The organism is uncultured Campylobacter sp. (assembly GCF_938030685.1).
Taxonomy (GTDB): Bacteria; Campylobacterota; Campylobacteria; order Campylobacterales; family Campylobacteraceae; genus Campylobacter_B.
In genome coordinates this window covers 1-24194 of sequence record NZ_CALHHX010000168.1, presented here as the reverse complement: position 1 = coordinate 24194, position 24194 = coordinate 1, and the positions used below count along the sequence as shown (strand labels likewise).

25 protein-coding genes are annotated in these 24194 nt (G+C 48.5%); 14 read left to right on the top strand and 11 right to left on the bottom strand.

Translation table 11 applies throughout. The annotated features are described in order from the left end of the window. Positions 1-442 precede the first annotated feature (442 nt). The 12 genes from Q0369_RS07505 (at position 443) to Q0369_RS07450 (ending at position 10061) form a co-directional block, all read left to right on the top strand. Entirely contained in the window at positions 443-1150 is a 708-nt protein-coding gene (locus tag Q0369_RS07505) for a cytochrome-c oxidase (protein ID WP_298098128.1), read from the top strand. A gap of 408 nt (positions 1151-1558) precedes the next feature. After that, positions 1559-2794 carry a hypothetical protein gene (locus Q0369_RS07500; protein ID WP_298098125.1) on the top strand — a complete coding sequence of 412 codons (1236 nt, stop codon included), beginning with the start codon at positions 1559-1561 and terminating at the stop codon, positions 2792-2794. A gap of 187 nt (positions 2795-2981) precedes the next feature. Next, a complete protein-coding gene (locus tag Q0369_RS07495) occupies positions 2982-4403 on the top strand; it encodes a hypothetical protein (protein ID WP_298098120.1) in 1422 nt (473 codons plus the stop codon). A 15-nt stretch (positions 4404-4418) separates the two neighbouring features. After that, positions 4419-4970 (top strand): hypothetical protein, encoded by a 552-nt coding sequence (locus Q0369_RS07490; protein ID WP_298098117.1) that lies wholly within the window; start codon positions 4419-4421, stop codon positions 4968-4970. 158 nt (positions 4971-5128) lie between these two features. Then, entirely contained in the window at positions 5129-5476 is a 348-nt protein-coding gene (locus Q0369_RS07485) for a hypothetical protein (RefSeq protein WP_298098114.1), read from the top strand. Positions 5477-5846: 370 nt separating this feature from the next. Then, positions 5847-6203: a hypothetical protein gene (locus Q0369_RS07480; RefSeq protein ID WP_298098111.1), complete on the top strand. Its 357-nt coding sequence runs from the start codon at positions 5847-5849 to the stop codon at positions 6201-6203. A gap of 53 nt (positions 6204-6256) precedes the next feature. Next, positions 6257-6988 carry a hypothetical protein gene (locus tag Q0369_RS07475; protein WP_297924385.1) on the top strand — a complete coding sequence of 244 codons (732 nt, stop codon included), beginning with the start codon at positions 6257-6259 and terminating at the stop codon, positions 6986-6988. Positions 6989-7056: 68 nt separating this feature from the next. Beyond that, positions 7057-7482, top strand: coding sequence for an ecotin family protein (locus tag Q0369_RS07470; RefSeq protein WP_298098107.1), 426 nt, complete (start codon positions 7057-7059; stop codon positions 7480-7482). A gap of 17 nt (positions 7483-7499) precedes the next feature. Beyond that, entirely contained in the window at positions 7500-7913 is a 414-nt protein-coding gene (locus Q0369_RS07465; RefSeq protein WP_297924389.1) for a hypothetical protein, read from the top strand. Between the two features lie 620 nt (positions 7914-8533). Then, complete coding sequence (locus Q0369_RS07460; RefSeq protein WP_298098105.1) at positions 8534-9235, top strand: YbaK/EbsC family protein; 702 nt, start codon at positions 8534-8536, stop codon at positions 9233-9235. Positions 9236-9391: 156 nt separating this feature from the next. Further along, positions 9392-9802, top strand: a complete 411-nt coding sequence (locus Q0369_RS07455; protein WP_298098102.1) for a hypothetical protein — start codon at positions 9392-9394, stop codon at positions 9800-9802. A 25-nt stretch (positions 9803-9827) separates the two neighbouring features. After that, positions 9828-10061, top strand: coding sequence for a hypothetical protein (locus Q0369_RS07450; protein ID WP_298098099.1), 234 nt, complete (start codon positions 9828-9830; stop codon positions 10059-10061). 463 nt (positions 10062-10524) lie between these two features. Here the strand turns inward: Q0369_RS07450 and Q0369_RS07445 are convergent, their stop codons facing one another. Next, entirely contained in the window at positions 10525-10815 is a 291-nt protein-coding gene (locus Q0369_RS07445) for a DUF5339 domain-containing protein (RefSeq protein WP_298098096.1), read from the bottom strand. Between the two features lie 257 nt (positions 10816-11072). Further along, the gene (gene hisD, locus Q0369_RS07440) at positions 11073-12362 is read right to left on the bottom strand and encodes a histidinol dehydrogenase (RefSeq protein ID WP_298098093.1); all 1290 of its coding nucleotides are present in this window, start codon (positions 12360-12362) and stop codon (positions 11073-11075) included. A gap of 147 nt (positions 12363-12509) precedes the next feature. On the opposite strand from hisD, the gene Q0369_RS07435 reads away from it, so the two are divergent. Further along, positions 12510-13556: an SEL1-like repeat protein gene (locus Q0369_RS07435; RefSeq protein WP_298098089.1), complete on the top strand. Its 1047-nt coding sequence runs from the start codon at positions 12510-12512 to the stop codon at positions 13554-13556. Between the two features lie 319 nt (positions 13557-13875). On the opposite strand, the gene Q0369_RS07430 is transcribed toward Q0369_RS07435, so the two are convergent. Genes Q0369_RS07430 through Q0369_RS07415 form a run of 4 tightly spaced genes read right to left on the bottom strand, consistent with a single transcriptional unit; the run spans position 13876 to position 18064 of the window. Beyond that, a complete protein-coding gene (locus Q0369_RS07430) occupies positions 13876-14898 on the bottom strand; it encodes an OmpA family protein (protein WP_298098086.1) in 1023 nt (340 codons plus the stop codon). Continuing rightward, positions 14885-16174 carry a MotA/TolQ/ExbB proton channel family protein gene (locus tag Q0369_RS07425; protein WP_298098083.1) on the bottom strand — a complete coding sequence of 430 codons (1290 nt, stop codon included), beginning with the start codon at positions 16172-16174 and terminating at the stop codon, positions 14885-14887. Before Q0369_RS07425 ends, Q0369_RS07430 begins: the two co-directional genes overlap by 14 nt. A gap of 1 nt (position 16175) precedes the next feature. Continuing rightward, a complete protein-coding gene (gene fbaA / locus Q0369_RS07420) occupies positions 16176-17240 on the bottom strand; it encodes a class II fructose-bisphosphate aldolase (RefSeq protein WP_298098080.1) in 1065 nt (354 codons plus the stop codon). A 14-nt stretch (positions 17241-17254) separates the two neighbouring features. Continuing rightward, a complete protein-coding gene (locus tag Q0369_RS07415) occupies positions 17255-18064 on the bottom strand; it encodes a peptidyl-prolyl cis-trans isomerase (protein ID WP_298098076.1) in 810 nt (269 codons plus the stop codon). Between the two features lie 105 nt (positions 18065-18169). Between Q0369_RS07415 and nth the strand changes: the two genes are divergently transcribed. Beyond that, a complete protein-coding gene (gene nth / locus Q0369_RS07410; RefSeq protein WP_298098073.1) occupies positions 18170-18805 on the top strand; it encodes an endonuclease III in 636 nt (211 codons plus the stop codon). 68 nt (positions 18806-18873) lie between these two features. On the opposite strand, the gene Q0369_RS07405 is transcribed toward nth, so the two are convergent. The 5 genes from Q0369_RS07405 to Q0369_RS07385 all read right to left on the bottom strand — a co-directional run. Continuing rightward, complete coding sequence (locus Q0369_RS07405; RefSeq protein WP_298098071.1) at positions 18874-20205, bottom strand: hypothetical protein; 1332 nt, start codon at positions 20203-20205, stop codon at positions 18874-18876. A gap of 311 nt (positions 20206-20516) precedes the next feature. Then, a complete protein-coding gene (locus Q0369_RS07400; protein WP_298098068.1) occupies positions 20517-21794 on the bottom strand; it encodes a M20/M25/M40 family metallo-hydrolase in 1278 nt (425 codons plus the stop codon). Between the two features lie 278 nt (positions 21795-22072). Continuing rightward, positions 22073-22333 carry a heavy metal-associated domain-containing protein gene (locus tag Q0369_RS07395; RefSeq protein WP_298098065.1) on the bottom strand — a complete coding sequence of 87 codons (261 nt, stop codon included), beginning with the start codon at positions 22331-22333 and terminating at the stop codon, positions 22073-22075. Further along, positions 22326-22727 (bottom strand): aryl sulfotransferase, encoded by a 402-nt coding sequence (locus Q0369_RS07390; RefSeq protein ID WP_298098062.1) that lies wholly within the window; start codon positions 22725-22727, stop codon positions 22326-22328. The genes Q0369_RS07395 and Q0369_RS07390 overlap by 8 nt, the downstream gene beginning before the upstream one ends. Positions 22728-23134: 407 nt before the next feature. Next, a partial coding sequence (locus tag Q0369_RS07385; RefSeq protein ID WP_298098059.1) for a transglutaminase-like domain-containing protein occupies positions 23135-24194 on the bottom strand: 1060 nt, incomplete at its 5' end.

Genomic DNA, 24194 nt, shown 5'->3' with positions numbered 1-24194 from the left:
TGATATATTACTCTATTAAAGCGGCGACTTTTATTTCGCGCAGATCAAGAACCAGCACGCGAACATTTATGCCTTTGATTTCATGGCTCACCGCGGACTGGCAAATTTTCTTGTTCGATACCGCACGGCGCGCCACGGCCAGTCTATAGCCGCATTCAGCGATAAATGACTAGCATACGATGCTTAAAAGGGCGAAATTTTAAAATTTTAGTAAGCACTTTGAACGATTTCATGCGATCTAAATTATGAGCTAAATTTTACGACTAACGGCGCTTAAATTTAGCCGCTCAAGCATCGCGCTAAAGCCTGATCAAAAGAAAATAGAACCGCCGCAAAAATTAAAATTCCGCAAAAATATATTCGTTAAAAATCAAGCTCGCGCTCTTAAATTTCAGGGTATAATTACGAAGCAAATTTACAAAATTTAACCGAAGGAGAGGTTATGAAAAAATTTCGCTCACTGCTGCTGTGTGCGGCGGCGGCTGCGACTTTGAGCGCCCAAGGCGAGAGTGAGGACAAGGTGGAAAAAATCACTTCGATCGACATCTATGTCTCGCCGTTTTATTCGGCTAAGGAGGGCAAGCCCGAATACGTGCACGTTTACGAGCCGATCGACGATCTGCTGATGAAAAACAACGTGGCGAGCCTAAAAAAGGCGATCAAAATCATAGAGGACGCTCCGGACATGGTCGCTCCGACTACGCTGATGACCGTCGCAGCGCGCGCTTATGATCTGGGGCTTAAGGACGACGCGGTGTTTTGGTTCTACGCAGGCAAAAATCGATTCCTAACCTTCGCTCGCGTCATCGACATCAAGGACGAGATGTTTCGTGAGACCGAGTCCGCGAACGCGGCGTTTTTACAGCTCGTCGGCAACGTGGTAAATCCATACGCATTCTGCGATCTCGCTAAACAGCGCGATGCGGCGGCACGCGCCAGGGACTGGGTCAAGACGCACCCGTATAAAGCGATATTTGATGAGAAATTTCCATCTCACTTCGCAGATCGCGCCGCCGCGCTCAAGGCAGCCGAGGACAAAATGGACGCCGCGCTACTTAGGCAGGACGAGTTTTTCGCAGACCCCGCTAAAAAGGCGGACTTCCTAGTCAAGCGCAAAGCAAATAACACGGATAAGCGCTTCTGCGATTAGTATCGCCTAACCAGCGGCACTCTTTAAAAACCGGCATTATTTGAAATTTTGAGCTGCCAAAAATTTAGTATTGCATTTTTATCTCCTCAAGCGGATCTGCGCGTGAATTTAAAATTTTATGACGTAGAATTTTATCGCTAACGGCACGCAGTGAAGCTTTGATATAAATCAGCCTAGATCTGTTTAAAATTTAGCAGAAGCTCGCACGTAATTCTATTTCGCATAAATTCTATCGACAACTAACACAAAATCAGATCAAATATTGCTAAAATTCCAGCCGTTTGGCGACGTAAAATTCCACCGCTACCGCCTAAAAATCGAAGTTTTTAAATTTAGCCGCGCAGCGAAATTTATCCGTTTTTATATACGAACATTATATAATTATCAAAATTTTTTCAAGGAGAGAGGATGAAAAAGCTCGCTACGATACTTGCGCTGCTCTGTGTGGCGGCGTTTGCCAAGGAGTATGAGTATATGGTGCAAAGTATGAGCTACAGCTCACTCGGACAGCGCGAAGAAAGCACGCATCTAAGCTACGACGCGGCGGCGCGCAAGCTGGAGCAGGTAAGAGATACGAACTCCTCGGACGGCCTAGGCTCTAGCTACAAAGAGATCAGCTACTTTGACGAAAAGGGAGGAATGGTTAAATTTGAAGTATTTGGCCTCGATCTTAAAAGCGGCAAGTGGAAAAAAATAGAAGACTACACGGAAAGCGTAAAGGGTAACGTCACGACGCGCGAGAGCAATTCGATAGCGGATGACGGCACGCGCAATGCGAGCAAAACCGTTTCCAGCTACGACGGCAACGCGACCGAAGATGTGCGATATAAGCTCACAAAGGGCAAATGGCATAAAGAGAGTATGAACAGATCCGTAAAAAACGCGTGGGATAAGGAGGAGCTTACGATAAGCTTCAAATGGGACGGCAAGAGCTGGCAGCCCAAAGATAAGACTGAAATTTTCTACGACGGCCTAGGAGAGATGAATGGATACGTAACCTACGAGTTTGTAAACGGCGCGTGGCAAAACAGCGAGCGAGAGATGCTTAACGGCGATCGAAACGGCAGCTACGAGCAGATCCGCAGCACCTTTAAGGGCGGCGCGTGGCAAAACGCGACGATGAGCAAGCACGAGCTTGATGCCGCAAAGGGCGAGGAGGTCGTTACGAGCTTCATCTGGAATGACGAGAAGGGCGCGTGGGATAATATGAGCAAACAGACCGCTATCAAGAAGGGCGCGGATCTTAATATGACCTCTTATCTGTGGGATGAGCAGCTTAAAGATTGGGTCAAAAGCTACTCAAACGGCGAAATTTACGATAAATCGGGCGAGCGCCCGCTCGTGCAAAGCTACGAATCAAATTCCAGTAGCGGCAAATACGTCTATAGCTACGACGAGCGCGGCAGCAATACGGCGATGGATACCTACAAGCTTGACGCGAGCGGCAAATGGGTGCAAACCGGGCGCTCGGAGGCTACTTACGATACCCAAATCCCATCAGACAGCGTGGGGCACGGCGCCGCGCTGATGATGTTTGAGATGCCTAGTATCTACGCGATAACGAGCTTTAAGGAATTTAAGCTTAAAGACGGCAAATCCGAGCTCATAACGGAAAAGACGTGGAAATATAAAAAGATAAAGTAGCGTTTGAAGATGCGTCGGTAAAATTTCGCGACTAAATTTTACCTGCGCGATCTACGAGTGCTGCGCGGTTAGATTTAGCAGGTGCGGCGTCGCGTTTAAATTTTACGGACGCGGTGTTGCGCGAGCTTTGCGTTTAAATTTAGCGGACGTAGCATGGATTAAAATTTAGATAATAAAAGGATCGGTCATGAGAGGTATTTTTAAAATTTCGCCCGAGGATGCGGCAGATTTTGCGGCGCTAAATTTAAAGGCGCGAGCGATTGTTTCGGCGGGCGCTTTTAGGGCGCAGACGGCGGTTTCGGCAGACAAGCTTCGAGCGCGGGCGGCAATTTTAGCGGCGACATTAGTTCTCGCGATGCCTGCGGGCGCGACTGAGGCGGGTGCGGCGGCAAAACACGCGGCGGCGGATAAAATTTGTCTGCAAAAGACGAGCTATAAAACAGAGGGCGGCGCCGTGCCGCGCTACGAATATGAAGTGAGCCAAAACTACGACGCCAAAACCCGCCGCCTAGAAAAAATCTACAAAAAGAGCGGCGAAGAGGGGGCATCCGTATCGAAAAGCTTTAGCAAATTTGACGAAAGCGGCGAGCGCGAGATCGAAAATATCGAATACGACTGGGACGCGAATACAAACAAATTTCGCGAAACGGCGATGAGCAAGCACGAGATCGCAAAGGACGGCTCAAAAATTTATTTCAGCCTGCAAAGCAAGGACGGTAAGCCGTACGACGGAGAAGAAGCCGTCGAAAAGCGCGAGGGCAAAACGGAAATTTTGCAAAATTTCACGCTAAAAAAGGGCAGATGGACGCCGACGCACCTTACAAAAAGGATTGTCGATGAAAACGACAGAAATAATTTCGTAGCGACCTATGAATGGAACGCCAAAGCGAAAAAATGGGTGCCGTACGAAAAATCGATATATCACTACAACGGCGACGCTTACGCGGGCTCCGAAGGCTACGCGTGGCGCGGTAAATGGGTACCGCTTACAAAACACACGGTCTTTACGGCCGCGGACGGGACGCGCAGCGAGATAAATTTTATATGGAAGGACGACACATGGCAGCGCGATGAAAAGATCTTGCGCAAGATCGAGCCCAAGTATAGGCGCTTTAGCGAGCTAAGATCGCGCTGGGACGCCGCAAAAAACGAGTGGAGGGAGTACTACAAAAACGTGCACGAGGAGACCGAGGAACGCAGACCGCTACGCGAGCAAACCGCGCTTTGGTGCGAGGAATCGCAGCGATGGGAGGTCGTGTTTGAAAACGAGTTTAGCTACGACGCGCGCGGCAATGTGATAAAAAATCGCGGGGCCTCCGACGGCAAGCAGTACGAGTATATCTACGACTACGACGAGGCGGGCAATAACATCTCGATCACCCTGCGCGAGCCTGATGAGAGCGGCAAATGGCGCGAGACGCAAAGGACGCAAAACGTCTTTGAGCGGAGCATTTTAGCGCAGGACGTCCTGGATCGCGGCTTCATCGGCGACTACATAGCCACGGGCGAAAACGCGATCAAAAGCAGCAAGCAGTATTTTCTAAAAGACGGCGAGTTTAAGCTAAACGAAACTCGCGAGTGGGTTTACGGAAAATGCGAGCTGCAATAAAATTTGGAAAATCCTATGAACGAGCCTTATATCGTTAAAATTTCAGATAGCGACGCGATGATGTTCGGCTGCGAAGCGGACGAGCGGGTGCGCGAATTTGCCGCTAAATTTGACGGCCGGGAGTACGAAAGCGAGTTTGAGCGAACCAGCTATCTGCTCGGCACGGACGTTTTTATCGAGGTCGCGAGCGAGGAGAACTTAAATGAAGGCGCTTTACGCGCTCAAATTTTAAACGAGAAGGCTTTGGACGCTGACGGCGGCACAGCGTTTTTGAGCCTGCGCGAGTGGGACGGCAAGGAACATTGGCGGGTTCGCGCGAGCGGTGAAATTTTACGCGCCATCAGCGAGGATGAGGACGGCGGCGCAGCGTATCTGCTCCTTAGCCCAAAACATATCGCCGCAGAGGAGCTGCGAGGCGCCTTTGCGGACAAGCCGCCGCAGGAATTTGCGCGCATTATCGAGGCTCTCGAAGCCAAATACGACTGCAAAGACCGAATGCTCTGCTACATCGTTTGCTATTTTACGCCGAAAGGCAAAGAGGGGATGCGGACGGACTTCGGCGTCTGAATTTAAAGCGCGGCGGATTAAATTTAAAATTTGTCTGCGCAGCGCGCTTGCGCCGAATAGCGAGAGTTTGATCTTGCGTGCAAAACCTGCGCCGTATGGGGCAAGTGAAATTAAGCAATGAAATTTAAAATCGCCGCGACGATCGAAATGGGGTCAAAATGATAAAATCCATAAAATTTAAGGGCGAAAGCATCGAGGAGCTGGAGGTTTGGTACTACGCCCCAAAGCACGAATGCAGCGCGGCGGAGTTCGCGCAGCAGTGCGGCAAGCTCGTGCGTGCGGACTTTAGGCTCGCTTCCCTTTACGAGATAAAATTTGAAAAATTTACGCCCTGCGAGCCCGATGATTTTATGAAAGAGCGTATAGCGGCTGCTTTGAGCGCGGCCGGCCTATCAGGCGAGCCTCAAAATTTTGCAATGGGTGGCGAGAACGACTGGGACTGGCAGGAGTGCTCGTTTGAGGCGAGCGGACGGCGATTTTTACGCGTCTGGGCAACGTCGGCTTGATAAATTTAGCCCCGCTAGCGGGCTTTGAGGCGAAGTGCGAGTTTTTAAAATTTAAAGTTTCAAGCGGCGCATACCATCGCGCCGAAACGTATTTCATCGAGCCTTAAATTTTAAAATTTCGGTCGTGAGCTTTCGGATTTTAAAATTTAAACGACGCTGGGCTTTGAGGTGCAGCGCGAATTTTGCGGCGCGATAAAATAGCAGCGCAAACGATAAAAAACGGCGCTAGTTAGGTAGAATTTTATAAAAGGTGAAATGCGGCGCGCCGTATTTAGGACGCAAAAAGCTTAAACGGGCTTAGGAAGTAAATTTCGATCTAAATTTAGGCGAGGCGCCAAAAATTTTAAAATTTAAACGCAAGGAGTGAAAAATGGATGTTTTGCAGAGTTTCGGGCGGGAATATGTGCGGCAGCTCAGGGACGGGTCGCTGGCGTGGTTGGATGCGGTCATGAGCGGGCGGATGAAAGGCGCGCGGTGCGAGCGACTATATGCATCGATAGCGGACTTTTCGCCGCAGCAGAGGGAGGCGCTAAGGACGCTTTGCGCGCATCTTACCGATCACGTCCTGCATGAGACGCTAAGCTTTTTCGAGCAAAGCGAGCGCTGGCGGCTTGCGGACGAGGCGGGCGAAAATCTAGCCGAGCTCTCGGACGGGCTTTGCGGCGAGCTCTACGGCGAGGACGGCTGGATCGAAAAATTTAGCGGCTATCCTGCAAGTCTAAAATAATGCCCTACGAATTTACCGCCCTGCTTTGAGACAAATTTATTTGAAGGGAAAATATGAAAAACCTATTTCTGGCCGCGCTTGCGGCATTAGCGCTTAGCGGCTGCGCGGGCTTAAAATGCGGCGCAAAGGACGGACGAGACGTCGCCGAGATCGATGTGCCCGAAGATGGCTGGACGAGGTACCTAGGCACCGACGGCGAGATCAAAGAGGTCGCGTTTTTCACGGCGTTTTTCTCGGGGCAGTTCCGCCAGAGCCCAAAAGATGGCGAAAAGATCGGCTTCGTGCTTACCAAAAAGAGCGGCGAACGCATACCGATAAGGCTCGGCAATATGTATAAGGCGGCAGACGGCGCATTCGCGCTCGCAGATCTCGACGCGCAGAGCGACGTATGGGGCGGAGTCAGGGAGCTACGAGGAGCGAAACGGGCGAAATTTTATAAATTTCAAGAGGGCAGCGTCAAAGTGACGGACTATGAGGCGCAAGGCGGGCTTTGCGAAGCGTTTTACGCAGGCGAAAAGATAAGCGTCAAAAGCGTGCTAAGCCGCCGCACGAGCAAGGCTGGCGGGGCTAGCGGCGAAATTTCCACCGTGCAGACGCAGGGCGAAATATCGCGCGACGCCGTCAAGGCTTTAAACTCGCGGGAAAAACCCTCGCCGCAAGGCTCTAGCAAAAATTTAGCGAACAAAAATAGCGCTGCGCAAAAAACCGATAGCGAGGCGTTAAAATCAGAGACGGAAGCGCTAAAAAACATCATCTGTATTGTAGGCAAAAACGAAGTTGATTGAAATTTCAGTTTAATGAGTAAAAATTTTGCTAAAATTTTAAATAAAAATATCTTTTCAAGGAGTAAAAAATGAGAAAAAGCGTTTTATTTTTCCTATTGCCGCTGTTTTTGTTCGGCGGCGAGGCGCAAAAGCAGCTAAACGTCTTTCAGCTAACGCCGTCAAAGATGCCGCCGCAGCAGTTTAAAGTCGAAGCGATCTTTTCGAAAGAGATCAAAGCCGACTGCAACGACGCGTATCTGATCGGCGGCAAAATAGAGCCAAAAGAGGGCTCGGACGGGCTTTATTATGAGTTTAGCGGCGGCAATGAGCTTGCTCAAACGCTGATGCTATGCGACGGCAAGAAGCAAAAGAAGCGGATCTATTACGAGCTCACGCATCCATTCGCCTACGACGGCGGCGAAATTAGAATTTTAGCGCCCAAAGACGTTAAGGTCGAGCTTAAAATTTACGAACTCGTAGAGAGCAAAGAGCCTAAAATCCGCAAGATGAAATAATTTCGCAAGGAGCGTTAATGCAAAAAAGCGGATTTGCAAAGGCTCTGTGCAGCGACGCACGGAGCGCAAAGATACCGAGCGAGCACGATTTTTTCGCACCGCTCATCGGCGATTGGGACATATGGTGGACGGACGGCCTGCAGAGCGGCACGCCGCGTGAAGTCAGAGGTGAGTGGCTCTTCGCGCGGGTTTTGGACGGATCCGCGGTACAGGACGTATTTATCGTGCCCTCGCGCGCGCAGCGGCTCGCAAATCCGCAACCGGACGCCGAATACGGCACGACGATAAGGATTTATGAGCCCGCAAGCGGGACGTGGGATATTTTTTACGGCTGCGTCGGCACGGCGCTGCGCCTAACCGCGCACAAAGAAGCGGAGGAGATTGTGCTCGTGCAAAACGGCGAGGGGGCGATGCGCTACGTCTTTTCATAGATGAGCGAGGCGTCGTTTTCGTGGCGGAAGGAGCTGCGAAATGATACAGGGCTTTGGCAGGTCGTCGCACGGGTGCGTGCACGCAGAAAAGCCTAACCGCCTGCAAAAGAGATACGCGATCTGCTTTTAAGCCCCGCCTATAGATGTCCGCGCCGCAAGGAAAGCCTAGCCGTTTGCAAACGAGCCGACTAGCCGAACTACTTGCAAAAGCCAAACTGCTCACAAAAGTCAAATCGCTCGCAAGAGCTGAACTGCGCGTAGAAAATTTAACCGCCCTTTTTAAAAACTATGCTGCGCCTTTGCACAAATTTTAACCGCGAAATTTTACCGCGGGCTTTGCGTAAATTTTATGCGCGGCGGGACCTAATCGCGCTTTTGCGTAGATTGCAGCCGTAAAATTTAGCATCCCTCCTTTTTCTCGCCTGCGCGCCGAAATCTAGCGCTCTCCAGCTTGCGCGCCTTTTAAATTTTAAAAATTTAGCCGTAAAATGCGCGACATACAAAGCTCGCGTGGCGGCGCAAGCTATTGCGCCAACAAAAGTGGCAAGGCTGCAAAATTTGGCGCCGATGCGTCGTTTGGTTAAAATTTTAGTATAATTTTGCAAAAACAAGGAGAGAGCATGTCAGAGAGAATTTTTGAAAACCTAAAAGAGCTTTTGACGCGGCAGGGGGCGCGCTTCCGCGTCGTAGCTCACGAAAGCGCGGGCACATCCGCCGAAGTCGCCAAAATCCGCGGCACGCAGCTAGGACAGGGCGCAAAGGCGCTGGTTTGCACGATCAAGGGCTTTAAGGATGGGCAAATTTCTTTTTCGCAAAATTTAAATTTAGTAAGCGCCGATGACGCGCAAAACTCCAATGCTTCCAGCTTTGCGAGCGCTCAAGGCTGCGAAAACGGCGCCTGCGCGGGAAATTTAACTTTAACCGCCGATCAAATTTGCGCAAACGTGCCGCAGCAGCTGAAGCTTCCTAGCGACAAACCCGCGGGCAGAAACGGCAGAATTTACGTCCTAGCGGTCTTCGCAGCCGATCATAAAACCGATTTAAAGCGCTTGGCAGAGGGGCTCGGCGGCACGAAAGCATCGCTCGTAAGCCCTGATGAAGTGGGCGATCTCACGGACTGCGTCATCGGCTCGGTGCCACCCTTTAGCTTCCACGACAAACTGCTGCTAATCGCCGATCCGTCGCTGTTCGGACGCTTTGATGAGATCGCTTTCAACGCGGGCTTGCTCGATCACTCGATCATTTTAAACGCGCGGGATTACGCGCGCATCGCAGCTCCGCGCATCGTTAGCTTCACCGAAAAGGCTCAGGATGACGAATAATCGCGCATCGTCCATTTCACACAAGAACAAGAGGGCTCGGATTAAATTAGCCCAAAAGCAAAGGCAAAATAGAAAAAGATGGCTAAGGATGGCTGTAAAAGCGACGCTTTGATTTTTGATCTTTTTTCTTCATATTAAGGCTTTAAAATTTGCAGTATGATCAGGAGCAAAGAGATTGCGACCGAAACAGGGGGGATGGGGAATGCTATGAAAAAGGTGTGGATATTTTTGCTGTGTCTACTTGCGCTATGCGGCATGGAAAATGCTGCGGCTAAGGGAGGCGATGCGCCGCGACCGGAGATTTATCAGAGTATGAAAGATATTTACGACGATCTGCCGATCGCGCAACTGCCGATACGCTATCCGGGAGAAATTTCGCCCTTAGCGGCTATCGATAAAAATTTACTTGATAAAAATGAGCTGTTTTCGTTCGCAAAGGAGAACTTTTTAATCGACAATCTAAGCGCGTATTGGGAGAGGATCAAAGACATAAGGGCTTGTCGTTTGCCAAAAAAAGAGCGCCAAAACAATTCTGCTAAGGCTTTATCTGGGGGATTTCCAAGATAGCAAGCACGGGCACGAATATGTTTTTATGTGCCTTTTAAACGACGCATTTCGTATAAGCGATTGTCGCGAAATTTACGCCGATTACGTGCACTGCGGTAAAAGCAAGCCGCCGATGCGCGCCAAGCAGGAGTTCGTCATCGACGCCGATTTACGCTGCACAGTAACAACGCACTACTATACTTTTGATAGCGATAAAGAGCTGCACAGAAATGTCTGCGTGCACGAAATACAAAACGGCACGATCGTTACTAAGGATTAAAATCCAAGCCGATCTTGCGAGATGTTTTTGGTCGTAAAGCCGTAAATTCATAAGCAGAGCCGCAAACTGAGACGCGAATTTGCTCTATCTATGAGCCCAGCTATTTCAAATCGCGATAAAATAACGCTCAAACCGAGCCTCGAATTCATCATATTGATGAGGCGCTGTTTCGAGCCGCGCCAAAACGGCTCGTAAATCTTTGGTGCACCGCAGCGTCCCACTAAGATGCGTCGCCTTGCGGAGCATTTTAACGACGACGAGCGCTTTATTGGTTTTGACTTCCTGCAACAAGCTAAATATCAAATCTGAAATTCTTGGTGCGCCCCGAAAGCAGCGAGGATAAAACATCCAAATTTTAAAATTTAAAAATTTTTAAAATAAAAGTGTGAGTTTAAAAAGAATTAATCGCGACGATATCGCATCGCCGCGACTGAAGAAGGCATCATCATGCCCGCGAAGGTATTTATTTCATAGCGCCTTGTTGTTTCATCTGATCCATCATCTGCTTAAATATCTCTTTAGCTTGTTTGCAAGTGGCCTCTTGCTGCTCCTTAGGAAGTGCGCTGATCTGATCCATAGACTGCTTTTTTTGATCCTCATACATCTTGACCTGCTGCTCTTGACCCGCTTGTTTGTAGGTATCAACCATCTTATCAAGCTCTGCGAAGTACTCTTTGCAGCTATCTGAAAGATCTGCGGCGCTAAGACTTAGCGCAAAGCCAAAACTAGCCAAAACTAAAAGTGATTTTTTCATTTTTCTCTCCTTGTAAAAAATCAGCGAAAGTATATCATTTCGCTTAGTAAATTTGCCTTAAATTTTAATCAAATACGGCTATTTTTTTAAATTTATAGCGCTTTTGAAATTTTAAAATTTTACTCTCGCTGCGACGCTTACGTTTTTTAAAATTTAACTCATCTTTAAATTTTAAAATTTCAGCTTTTGGTTTCGCAACTGCCGCCGGTGCTCTTTAAAATTCGGTCCTCGCCGCCTCTTGGGGTTGCAGCGTAAAATCACTTCTCATCAAATCTGATCTGCACCGATTTTTTATGCGCGCCGAGCCCCTCTGCGTCCGCTAGCGCCATGCACGCGCCTCCGAGCTCATCTATGGCGCACTTATTTAGCGCTATGATCGAGCTTCGTTTGATGAAGTTATAAACCCCCAAAGGCGAAAAAAATCGCGCGCTTCCGCCGGTCGGCAACGTGTGGTTAGGGCCTGCGAGATAATCGCCCATCGCCTCTGGCGTGTAGTGGCCCAAAAATATCGCGCCTGCGTGGCGTATGCGCGGAAGCAGCTCGTAGGCGTTCTCGGTCGCGATCTCGAGGTGCTCGACCGCAAGCTCGTTCATTAGCCCCACGCATTCGTTCATATCGCGCGCGATGATGATTGCGCCCTTGTTTTGCACGCTGGCGCGAGCGATCGGCTCGCGCGCGAGCGTAGGCAGCTCGCGCTCGATGTGCTCTGCGACGGCAAGAGCGAATTTTTCATCGTCGCTTATCAAAAAGCTGCTTGCGATCTCGTCGTGCTCGGCTTGGCTAAGCAGATCCACGGCGATGTTGCGCGGATTTGCCGCAGCGTTTGCGATGATGCCCACTTCGCTAGGGCCCGCGATCATATCGATATTCACGTCGCCAAACACGAGTTTTTTAGCGGTTGCGACGAAGATATTCCCAGGGCCTGTGATGACATCGACCTTGCCGATCGTGCGCGTACCGTATGCCATCGCCGCGATCGCGCTTGCGCCGCCCACCTTGTAGGCCTTTTTGATCCCCAGCACATGCATCGCCGCAAGCAGTAGCTCATTTACGGTGCCGCCCACGGCGGGGGTGCAGACGCTGATATCCTCCACGCCCGCGACGATTGCCGGGATAGCGTTCATCAGAAGCGAGCTTGGATACGCCGCCTTGCCGCCAGGGATATACAGCCCCGCGCGATCTACCGGCGTGATCTTTTGCCCAAGCATCGCGCCGCTTGGATCGAAGCTAAACCAGCTTCTCTCAAGCTGTTTTTCATGATAAGCGTAGATGCGCTCGTATGCGACCTGTAGCGCGTTTTTAAGCTCTGCGCTTAGACCTTCGTAGGCACGGCTCATCTGCTCTTGCGTGATAGCCAGATCGCCCTGCACGCGCCATCTGTCAAATTTCTCTATCTGCTCGCTCAGCGCCTCATCGCCGCGCGCTCTGATCTCCTCGATGATGCCGCTTACGACGGGCATTACCGATCTCATATCCGTCTCGCCGCGGCGCACCAGCCTTGCAAACTCCTCTTTGAAATTTGCCTTCGTGCTTTTTAAAATTTTCATTTTTGCTCCTTGTAATGCTTGGAATTTTAACGCTTTTTGCTAAATTTCGCCTTTAAGCTTGCGACCGCGCAAATTTATAGCTCGCCGATTTTCAAAAGATTAAGCGAAAATGAAATAAAATAGCCTAAATTTCAGACGGAGTGATGTATGAAAAAGATATTTTTAGCGCTGATCGCCACGGCGGCGGCTGTATCGTCGGCGGGGGCCACGGCTTTGTCGTCGGCAGAACAAGACGATCCCGGTATAAGCAAGTTGCAAAGCGAATGCGATAGCAACAACACCTTAGCATGCGTAAATCTCGCCATGGCATACTATTCAGGGGATGGTGTGAAGCAGGATTATGAGAAAGCAAAAGAGCTAAATTCTAAAGCCTGTAATTTGGGCGATGGCTGGGGTTGCACTACCTTAGGGGCGTCATACGAATACGGCAAGGGCGCAGAACAAGATTATAAAAAAGCGGCCGAACTATATTCTAAGGCTTGCGACTTAAAAAATAGCATAGCTTGCGGCAATCTGGGTGTTTTATACTACTCAGGCAAAGGGGTAAAGAAAGATTACAAAAAGGCGACTGAACTGCTTTCCAAAGCTTGCGATTTGCAAGAAGGTGACGGATGCTACAATCTCGGGCTTTTATATGCATCTGGCGAAGGCGTAGAACAGAACTACAAAAAAGCAAGCGAGCTATATTCAAAAGCTTGCGATTTGAAACATGGCGAAAGCTGTCATAATCTTGGAGTTTTATACGAAAAAGGAGATGGCAGCGTAAAGCAAGACTACCAAAAAGCAAATCAATTCTATTCTAAGGCCTGCGATTTGGAGATTGCCGAAGGGTGTTATAATCTTGGAGCTTCATATGAAGATGGCAGTGGCGTAAAACAAAATTACAAGAAAGCGTTCGAATTATATTCTAAAGCTTGCAATTTAGGAATGGCCAAAGGATGCTACAATATGGGTGTTTTATATAATTTAGGTAAGGGTGTGAATCAAGATTATAAAAAAGCAAACGAATTATATTCTGAGGCTTGCGACTTGGGATTTGGCGACAGCTGTTATAATCTCGGAGTTTTATATTTCTATGGCAAAGGCGTGGGGCAGGACGCGAATACTGCAAAAAAATATTTAAATAAGGCTTGCGCTTTGGGATCCAAAGCCGGTTGTGACGGATATAGAAAGCTAAACGAACAAGGCTTTTAATCCATTTAAATTTTAAACCGCTCGCGAAATCCGCTTAAATTTAAAGATCTAAATTTAGACTATATCATCCGCAGGGCAACACTAAAAGCGCGCAAAATGCGCGGACTTAAAATTTAAACCCATTCCGCCGCGGCAGATGCTGCGTAGGCACTGCGTAAAATTTAGCAAGCCGCCAAATACGACATTCGTGCTAAAATAAAGGGATGCGCTCCGCCGCCGTTAAAATTTCAGATGAGCCGTTAATTCTTTAGGAATTTTAAAATTTTAAGCTCTCCCCTTTGCGGGCTAAAATTTCGAGCGAGCCGTTAAGGGCGAGCTTCTAATTCGTAGCGTTCGCGTCGAACTGCAAAAATTTCCTGATCTCCTCCATCGCCTCTTTGTTTGAGAGAGTAAATTTGATCTCGATGCGGCGGCTGGCGTCCTTGTCCTCGACGCCTCTGCGCATCACGGGCTGCGTGTAGCTGCGACCGCTGGCGATGAGATATTTTTGCAGCCGCTCATCTTTATTCCACGAATTGATGAAATCCATCACCGCAAACGCCCTGTTTTGCGAGAGCTCTAAGTTATACAAATACCCGCCGTCGCTGTCCGTGTGCCCCTCGATGATGATCTGATCTAAATTTTCGCGAATTTCATCGTTATTCAAAAGCGCGGCAAAATAGCTCTGCAGCGTCGAGCGGAGCGCCTCTTTGGCGCCCTCTTTAAGCTCGCTTGAGCCTTTGTCGAAAAGGATCGACGAGCTTAGCGTCATCGCGCCGCTTTCGTTGTCGATGCGGATCTTGCCGCCCAGCTTCTCCTTCAGATCGGCGATGATCTTGACCTTCATTCCGGTGAGGTTGCGGATGCGGTTTTTCGTGACGTTGAGGTCCTGTAAAATTTTATTAAAATCGCTCTGCTTCTGCGTAAGCTGATCGAGTAAAAAGGCGATTTTAAGCTCGTTTTGGCTGATCGTAGCGTTGGCGTCGTCGCGCACTTTTTGCAGAAGCGAGTTGATGTCTAAATTCTCTTTTTTCAGCTTCTCCGCCATCTCGGTTAGATCTTCGATCTGTATGAAGTAGATGGAATTTTGCTTGCGAAGGTCGGTGTTTTCTATGTTCAGCTTCTCAAGCTGGTCGCTAAAAATTTTATTCAGCGCTTCAAGCTCGGCGCTTTTTTTCTCCTGGCTTTGCAGGCTTGCTAGCGCACTTGAAATTTGGCTTTCTTTCTCCTGCAGGTTGCTTTGCGTGAGGAAGTATTTGACGATGATGCCGCCTACTAAAAGCACGAAAACAAAAAGCAGCCCCGCCATCAAATCGGCGTACGCGATCCAAAAGGTCTCTTTTTCTTCGTTATTCGTTTTCATCTAAAAGTGCTTTTTCATCGATGCTCGCAAGCGTTTTTCGAAGCTCTTCGATGATGCTTTCGTTGCTCGTCCGCGCAGCGCCCTCTCCACCTAAAAGTGCCTTCAAATCCGCGCTTAGCCCTTTAAAGCTAGCGTCAATTTTAGCGGCGTAAGCATTCTGCGAACTTGAAATTTCGCCCGCAAACCCACCTAAGGAGGCATTTAGGCTCTTTATTTGAGCGCTTAATGCATTCGTAACGTTAGCCAGCTCGCCTTGTCCGTCCGTTAAAGCCTTGGACTGGCTTAGATACTGCGCGGAAATTCCGTTTTGAATTTCGATTAGGCTTGCAGACACGGACTTGAGCGCAGATAAAATTTGAGCGAAGCTCTTATCTAACTCGCCGTGAGCGAGATTTGTCCTTTGGACCATCTCTCCTGCTTTTTCAAGCTCTTCTTGTGTAATCGCCATACTTCGCTTCTCAGCTTCCATCACGCTTTCAAAAGCGCCGATTTTTTCATCGATTAGGCGGTTTAGCCTTTCGGTAAAATTCGTAGAGCTCATCATCGCAAATGAGCGCGAAATTTCAGAATTAGCGTTTAAAATTTCACTCAGATAGCCCTGTGTTATTTCGTCTTTGTTCCAGAAAAAATTTTTAGTGGAATTTTTGTATTTGATGAGCAGGCGCTCATATTTGCTAATGCCCTTTTTCTCAAAATATATCCACCAAAGCGCCAAAAAGATTCCATAGATCGAGACGTAAAATGCTGTACCTACGCCGCCTAGAAGCTGCGCGATCTCGGTTTCGAGCCCATCAATATTACTTGAGGAAAAGTGTGGCATCGAAATCGCAATCGAGATGAAAGTTCCTAAAATTCCAAGCATCGGAAAGACTGCCGATGCGACGGAAGCGTAGTTTTGATTACGCAGCGAATAGCCGTATTCGTCCACAAAAAGATCAAAGCTGGCATCGGATTTTTTCTTACCGCCAATGCTTAGGAGATTGGCGACGATGTAATTTTTTAGCTCTCGCTTGAAATCATCGATATTATTTTGAAAATTTAAGCAGCCATATTCTGCATTATGACGAGCTAAAATTAGTGCAATAATGAGCAAAACCGCAAGCATTAGGATCGAGTGCGTCTCTACCTTCAGCCCGATAAGCCCCAAATAGCCCAGCAAAAACACCACAAAAACCGCGATCGGCAGAGCTGCGATCTTAAAAAAAACGCCCGCTAGCGAGCGCTCCTTCGCCTCAGGTAGCGTGATATCGAGCACTTCGTTATTCGGGCGATCCATATTAGTTCCTATTTAGGCAATTTAGATTGTCAAATGCGACCTGCAAGCGCGCCACCATACTCTGCTCGCCTGCCCTCAGCCACTTGCGAGGATCGTAGAATTTTTTATTCGGTTTATCCTCACCTTCCGGATTGCCGATTTGAGCCTGCAAATAGCCGCGATTTTTGACCTCATAAGCGCGCACGCCGTCCCAAAATGCCCACTGCGTGTCGGTGTCGATATTCATCTTAACTACGCCGTAGCTTACGGCTGCCTTGATGTCGGAGGTATCGCTGCCGCTGCCGCCATGAAAGACGAAATTTACGGGCTTTTCGGATTGCAGATTAAATTTCTCGCGCACGAATTTTTGAGAATTTTTTAAAATTTCGGGTCGCAGCACGACGTTGCCCGGCTTATACACGCCGTGGACGTTGCCGAAGCTCGCTGCAATGCTGAATCTATCGCTGATTTTGCCAAGTCGCTCGTAGGCAAGCGCGACATCTGCGGGCTGGGTGTAAAGCCGCGCGTTATCGACGCCGGTATTATCGACGCCGTCCTCTTCGCCGCCTGTGACGCCAAGCTCGATCTCAAGCGAAATTCCAAGATCGCTTAAAATTTCCAAATACTTCTCGCAGGTCGCTAAATTTAGCTCCAAATCATCCTCGCTAAGATCGAGCATATGCGAGCTAAACAGCGGCACGCCGTGAGCTTTTTTATGAGCGGCATTAGCTTCGATGAGCTCGTCGATCCACGGAAGCAGCTTCCTCGCGGCATGATCAGTATGCAAAATCACCGCAACGCCATAATGAGCTGCCAGAGCATGCACCTGGCGCGCGCCTGCAATAGCGCCTAAAACTGCGGCATTAGGGCAAGTAGCGCCCGCATAAAACGCTGCGCCGCCGTTGCTAAACTGAATAATAACGGGCGAATTTGCGATTTTAGCGCTTTCCAAGACGGCGTTTATGGAATTTGATCCCACTACGTTTACCGCAGGGATCGCAAAGCCCTGCTGCTTCGCATACGCATAGACTTTACTTACGTCATCGCCACTTAAAACGCCCGGTTTTACTATATCTAAAACGCCCATTTTTAGCTCCTATATTATTTATACTCGATTTTAGCGTTTTTGTGAAGATCTGCCGCTTTTTGCTCGACTACTTTCGCCGCTTTTTGCTGTCTAAGCACGCGCTCAATAAAAGGCTTTGCTTCGCTTTGACTTAACTGCTTTTTAGCTTGAGACTCCTCTTTTAACACGACGTGATATCCGACCCTGCTTTTAATCGCTTTAGTGGTGATTTGACCATCTTTTATCTTAGAGATCGCATCGGCAAAAGGCTTGACCTGATCGCTAGGCATCCAGCCTAGCTCGCCGCCGGTTTGTTTAGCCTGCGGATCGATAGATTTAGCTTTGGCAAGCTCTGCAAATTTAGTAAATAGTGCACTGTCGCTAAGCCCTTTTAACTGCTTAATGATATCGTTTGCCTCAGCTTCGGTTTTAACGACGATCTGAGCCGCTTTGATTCTCGCAGGCTCGGTAAAGCGCGCTTTGTTTTTGTTATAAAAATCGCCTATTTCTTTATCGTCGATATTTATTTTGCTAGCTTCTTTAGCCTGCCATACACGAAGCGCTAAGTTATCTTTTACGATTTCAAGCTCTTTTTTATAAACGTCTTCGTCCATAACGCCCGATTTTTTAGCTTCATCCGTTAGCAGCATCAGATCGATGCCTTTATCGATAAGCTCCTTTTTTTGCTCTGCATTAAGAGCGGCGATATCTACATTGCCTATGCCTTGAAGTAGCGGAGCAAGCTCTTTTTCGGTTACGTCTTTGCCATTTACGGTAGCGTAAACAGTAGCGTTAAGGCTGATAGCAGCAGCCAAACTAATTGCTGTAAATAAAACTTTTTTCATCATAATTCCTTAAAAAAATTTTAACGGCGATTATAACTCAAAGTTGTTAACAATCAAACTGTACTTTAGAATTTTAGGGTAGAATTCCGCCTTGAGGAAATGCAAATGAGAAGTAAAAAAGATATTTTAGAGATAAAAAAGAGAATTCTGCAAAACTTCGCGGAAGAGCGCAGCGAGCTGAAATTTAAAGATACCTATCAGCTTTTAGTCTGCGTGATGCTTAGCGCGCAGTGTACCGACAAGCGGGTAAATTTGATCACGCCGCGCTTTTTTGCGGAATTCCCTAGCGTTGCAGAGCTTGCAAAGGCCAATCTGGCAAGCGTTAAGCTGCTAATCAGCTCGTGCAATTTCTACAACAACAAAGCGGTAAATTTAATCAAAATGGCGCAGGCGGTAGTTAGCGACTTTGACGGCGTCGTGCCGCTTGATGAAGCGGGGCTCAAATCTCTTGCGGGCGTGGGGCAAAAGACCGCTCACGTCGTGCTTTTGGAGGGCGCGGGCGCAAACGTGATGGCGGTGGATACGCACGTCTTTCGCGTCGCGCATCGCCTAGGGCTGAGCCGTGCAAAGACGCCCGAGCTTACGGAGCGCGATCTTAGCGAGGCTTTTAAAACAGATCTTGGTAAGCTGCACCAAGGCATGGTGCTTTTCGGTCGCTACACCTGTAAGGCGATAAAGCCGAACTGTAAGGAGTGCTTTTTAAACGAGCTGTGCCACAGCAAGGATAAGAATTTTCCGTAAAATTTAAGTCTATGTTCGCGAGTTAAATTTTACGGATTTAAATTTTATGAAATTTTACTTTTCGGGACCTACTGTTTTGCCAGCCAAGCCTGGTAGCCTTCGCTTTTAATAACGTCCGCGATGCTTTTTGCCATCTCCTGCGGCAAAAATTCGGACTTTTTATCGATGACGGACGCTAACGCGTAAGCGTTATCGTAATCTTGCAGCTCCAAGCTCGCGCGCACCAGCGTTTCATATAAAAACGGCTCGTCCTTTTCGATGCTCACCGCATCATCGTTTAAAAATTCATGGATGAACGCAAGCTGTTTTTTATCGCCGATCTTTAAAAAATAATCAGCCAAATTAGTCGCGCTCTTAATGATGATTTTGCGTAGCTCGTCTATCTGCCGCGCAGAGTAACGCTGCATAATCAGCCGCCAATTTTCCGCCATTCTCGCCGCGACGATAGATAGCTCGAAGGCCCTGCCGCCATAAGCGTATTTTTCGCTTTCATCGTCTATTTTTTCTATGGCTCCGAATTCGCTCGCCATATACTCGTATAACTCCTCATCGCCACCGCTGAAATTTTCTAAATTTAATATCTCGGCGATGGTTTCGGAATTTTTAGGCAGATCGTCCGCGCATTCTGGCTCTTGCTCTTCATTCTCTTCATCCATGGCGGCTTTTCTAGCTTCAAAAGTTTTAAAATCCACCAGCGGATTAACGCCCTTTTTTACAAATTCAAAAAAGGCGGAAATATCGATCTGATGTTCATCTTCGCAAATTCCGTCCTTAAACATCAGCTCGCTATTTTCGAAAAATTCCCAACCCTCAAGCGCGCCCGGGTAGCTTTGACCGATCCGTCCATCTAGGACATAGACGCATTCTCTAGCGCTATGATCAGGCATTGTGTGGTCATTTGAGACGATATACGGCGCTTGCGTTTTTCCAAAAACCTGCAACATTCCGTCGTTGTATTCGCCGCTTATGCCCCAAAGCGTCGTTAGATTGCCGCCGATTGCGATAACGCCGTCCTGCGAATGCAGATAATTACACGCCGTATCTTTGGCGACTTGCAAAAACAGATAATCATCATCGACGATATCGCCGCCGATAGATAAATTTCCATTAACAAACATCGCTCGCGCGTTATTTCTGCCACCCGCTTCGTTAAATTTATCCTTAAGCCAAGCGGAATTTATCGTGCCTCCCGACAGGCTAAGATCGCCGTCAAACACCAGCACGCAGGAACTGCTATCCAAATGTAAATTTGAGCCGTATTTTTTCTCAAATTTATCATAAGACAGTATAAAAACGGGCGGAATTTTGGTTGCGAAAGAGCTACGGTTTTCGTATTGCTTTGCTTGCAATTTAACGATCTGCTCGCAATTTTGCAGAAAATTTTTGACCTGGCTTTCCATTTTTATCTCCTTTTAAATTGCTATTTCGGCAAGCGGTTCCGTCATATAGCCTGCGGAGCGAAAATTTGCGTTCTGCTTGCAGTTGCGAGTGCAACAAAGCAAAAATCTCTTTCAAAACCAACGTAGCGACGCCGCAAGCGTAATTTCTATAAAGACGCTCAAAAGAGAAACCGCCGTTAAATTTTAAAGGCGAAGTATTTTTTCTTTAGACTAGACGGAAACGACGGAGGCGAGGGAGCGTATACGCAATACGTGACCGAAGCCGACCGAGTTTCCAACGACGTATAAAGGAAAAAGACAAGCCGCTAAATTTATTGCAGTCTAGCGACGATATTTCTCGCCACCTCCGCCATCATCTCCACCGACGCTATCTCACAGTGCTCGTTCACCGAGTGAGGCGAGTGGATGTTGGGGCCTATGGAGCAGGCTTGCAGCTCGGGTTGTTTTGCGACCAGTACGCCGCACTCAAGGCCAGCGTGGACGGCGGCAAATTTGGCCTGCGGCTTTTGTTTTTGCAACTCCTCAAGCACCAGATGGGCAAAGTCGCTGATGCACGGCGCCCAGTTCGCTGAGCGGTCGGCTACTCTCACATCAAAACCCAGCGCATTAGCTAGCGTAGCGGTCTCAAAGCCCAGATTTTCAAGCCCCTCGCGCTTCATCGCTCGCGCGAAAAAGTCAAACTCGATCACTTCGCCCTTTTGCTTGACGGTCGATAGATTTATGCTTTCATTCACCATGCCAAGCTGCGTATCGTAGCTGCGCACGCCCTGGGCAAACGAGTTGATGAGCGCCAAAATTTTACCGCTGTTTACCAGCACGTCCGCTTCGCCCTCGCCGAGGCTCTTTACCCACGCTAGGCCGCGCTGCCTTGGCTCATGCGCGCAGAGCGCCTTACACACGGCGTTTGCGGGGATCGAGTTACTCCTCTCGCCAAAATCCAGGCTAATAAGCTCACAGCCCTCCTCGGCAAGGAATTTCGCTAGCAGCTTGGTCGCGTTTGGGATATTTTTATGTATCTCGTTGCCCGAGTGCCCGCCGCTAAGCCCCGTGACGCCGATCTCGTAAATTTTACCGCTCTTTTTGATGGTCTGCGCGCCGATTTTTGCGCTTACGTTTATGCCGCCGGCGCATCCCAGCGTTACGCGGTCGTCCTCTTCGCTGTCTAAATTTAGCAGATTCGGCGATAGAATTTTACCCTTAAAGGCGTTTGCGCCCACGAGCCCAACCTCTTCGTCGTTGGTGAATAGGCACTCTAAGTTCGCAAACTCCCGCATCGCGCCCATCATCATCGCCACGCCGATACCGTCGTCAGCGCCCAAGCTCGAGTTTTTCGCCCTTAGGATGCCGTTTTCTTCGATGAGCTGCAAATTCGGCGCTGCGCCCACGCAAACCATGTCGTAGTGGCTTTGCAAGCAAATTTTAGGCTCGCCCTTTATGGCGTGGATGTTACCCGCCTGATCGACGCTCACGCTAAAGCCCTGGCAGCGCGCAAAATCCGCTAAAAACTCCCTCATCTGCTCCGTTTCGCAGCTGCAGTGCGGTATCTCGCACAGCTTTTTAAAATCATTCATAACCTCGTTTTTTTGCATGTTTGCTCCTTGTGAATTTATTATATCCGCGCGTTATTGCGACACGCCCGTTGAATTTAAAAGCAACCGCACTCGCTTAAGCGCTTGCGAAATTCTGCTAAATTTAAACGCGACCGCGCCGACATAGCGCTTCCGCAAAATACGCGCAGAATTTCAATCGCGCTAGCTTACGCTGCAGGCAAGCCGCGCAAAATGAAATTTTATGCAAAGTCGCATGAATTTTACCGAAATTTAGCAAGAATTTATTTAAAATTTAGTCAGAATTTTGCCGGGGATTTTTATTTTACGATTACGCCCTTATAGCCCGTTTTTGCGATCGCCTCAAGCATCGCGGTCGCGTTTGTATCATCCTTTGCTACGACGGTCGCGGTTTTGCTCTGCTGCGAAACCTTTGCGCTTATCACTCCTGGCGTTTGCAAAAGCGCCTTTCGCACGATCGCGGTGCAGAGCGGACAGTGGATTTTTTCCACGTAAATTTTAACCTCTTTGTCGGCAAAAAGCGCCGTAAATCCAAGCATCAAAAACAAAATTTTACGCATAAAGCCCTCCTAAAATTTCGGGATATGTAAGCATAAAGGCAAGCAAGGCTCCTAAGAGCGCGTAGATCAGAATCCATTTTTTGCGCCCGCTTTGCAGCGAGCATGCGCGCGGCTTTTTGAAAAAGAAAAATGCAGAAAGCGCGAAGCAAAAAAGCGCTAACGCAGAAAGCGGCGCACGGTAACCTTCCAGCGCCTCTGCGCCTGAAAAAATGGAAAAGCTCGCGCCGAAAATCAAAAATAAAAGCGCGGGCAGGCAGCAAAACGTCGCCGCAACCGCGCTAAAAATCGCGGCGAATATCAGCCACAGACTGCGCGTGCTGAAGCGATTTTTGCCAGGATATTCTCGCTTTTGCGTCAAGGTTTCTTGCGCGGGATTTTCTAGTTCGGTTTTCAAATTTTGCCTTTAAGTATAATCTTAATAATCTTGTCGCACCCTCGTCGGCTTTAGGCGTGGAATTTTATCTGCAAATTTTACCGCTACCAAATTTCGCACAGAGTGGCAAAGAGGCGAAATTTTAAATTCCGCAAGCCGTAAATTTTAAAATTTCGCGCCGAAAAATTTCAAAATTTTGCTCGCTTTAAAATTTCAAAATTTCGCCGCCATGTCGCTCGCAAAATTCTAAAAATTTTAAAATTACACGCCAAATAAGACGCAGAATTTTTTCTGATGCAGACGCGGCAGCATGTAGATTAGGCGCGCTTTTACACATCCGCCCAAAGTCGTCTAGCGGGAAGCCTCTCTTGTATACCTACTCAAAAAGCTCAAGTAGTTCGACGTGCCGCATAGCAAAACGCGAACCGCTACAACTCTTTCGATCTGTAATCGTAGCTGAAATCTTTCGGCGAGTAGTAATTTAGCGTGTTGCCGTCCACTTCGCCGTAAGGATAGCCAAAATTATTGATCGGAAATTGCGCCGGACGCGGGCTTAGCGTGAAGTCTCTGCCGTAGTTAAAGCCGATCCAGCACATCTCCCAGTTGCCGAATAAATACTCGCGGATTTTAGCGAGCTTGCTGTCGTCATTGCTTAGCTTCTCGCCCAATCGCACCTTTGTAACGTCCGCAGGATCGACCGGGATCCAGCCGTGGCCTTTTAGATAAAATTCCGCCCTGCAGTGCTGCGCGCCCGAGATATGGCTGACGCCATCTTTAGGCGCGGCGCCCATTTGAGCGCTAAATCTTGACGCGCCGACGCGGATACCAAACATCTCTCTTGCGGCGATGCCCTGTGCGCGGCAAAGTGCGACGAAAACGCTATTTATGTCGGTGCATTTGCCGCTTAGCTTGCCGCTGCTTAAAATTTGCTTCACGTCCCCTAGCCCGCAGCCTAGCACGCTGTTATCGCGCTGCATAGTGTTTGCCACCCACGTATAAATCGCGCGCGCCTTTTCCAAATCGCCCTTTATGCCGCCTGCGATCTCGTCTGATTTTTGCTTGACGATGCCGTCGATTTGAATCTGCGTGCTAGGCTCTAAAAACTTCGCCACCTCGGGGTTAAGCTTTTCGTTCGGATTAAATTTTACCTTGCTAAAGTCGGTATTTCGCTCAAAGGTCTCGACGCTAAATTTAATATTTAGCGTGGGCTTTGCCACACCGACGTAGCCGGCATAGAGCGTCGGAATTTCGCCATAGTCCACGGACGGATCGTTGAAATTGCCGTCAAATTTTATGTCGCTTACCTTTTGATACTCCGTGATGAGAGGAAGCGGTATCCAAAGCCGCGTCTGCTTACCCTCCTCCAAAATTTCGTGATTTAGCGATAGCCCGAAAGTTCTCTTTTTGCCAATGACTTTTTCCCCGCCCAAAATGGTACTCGGAGTTGCCATAACGGCGCCTAAAATCGCAGTGTTTCTTAAAAAATCG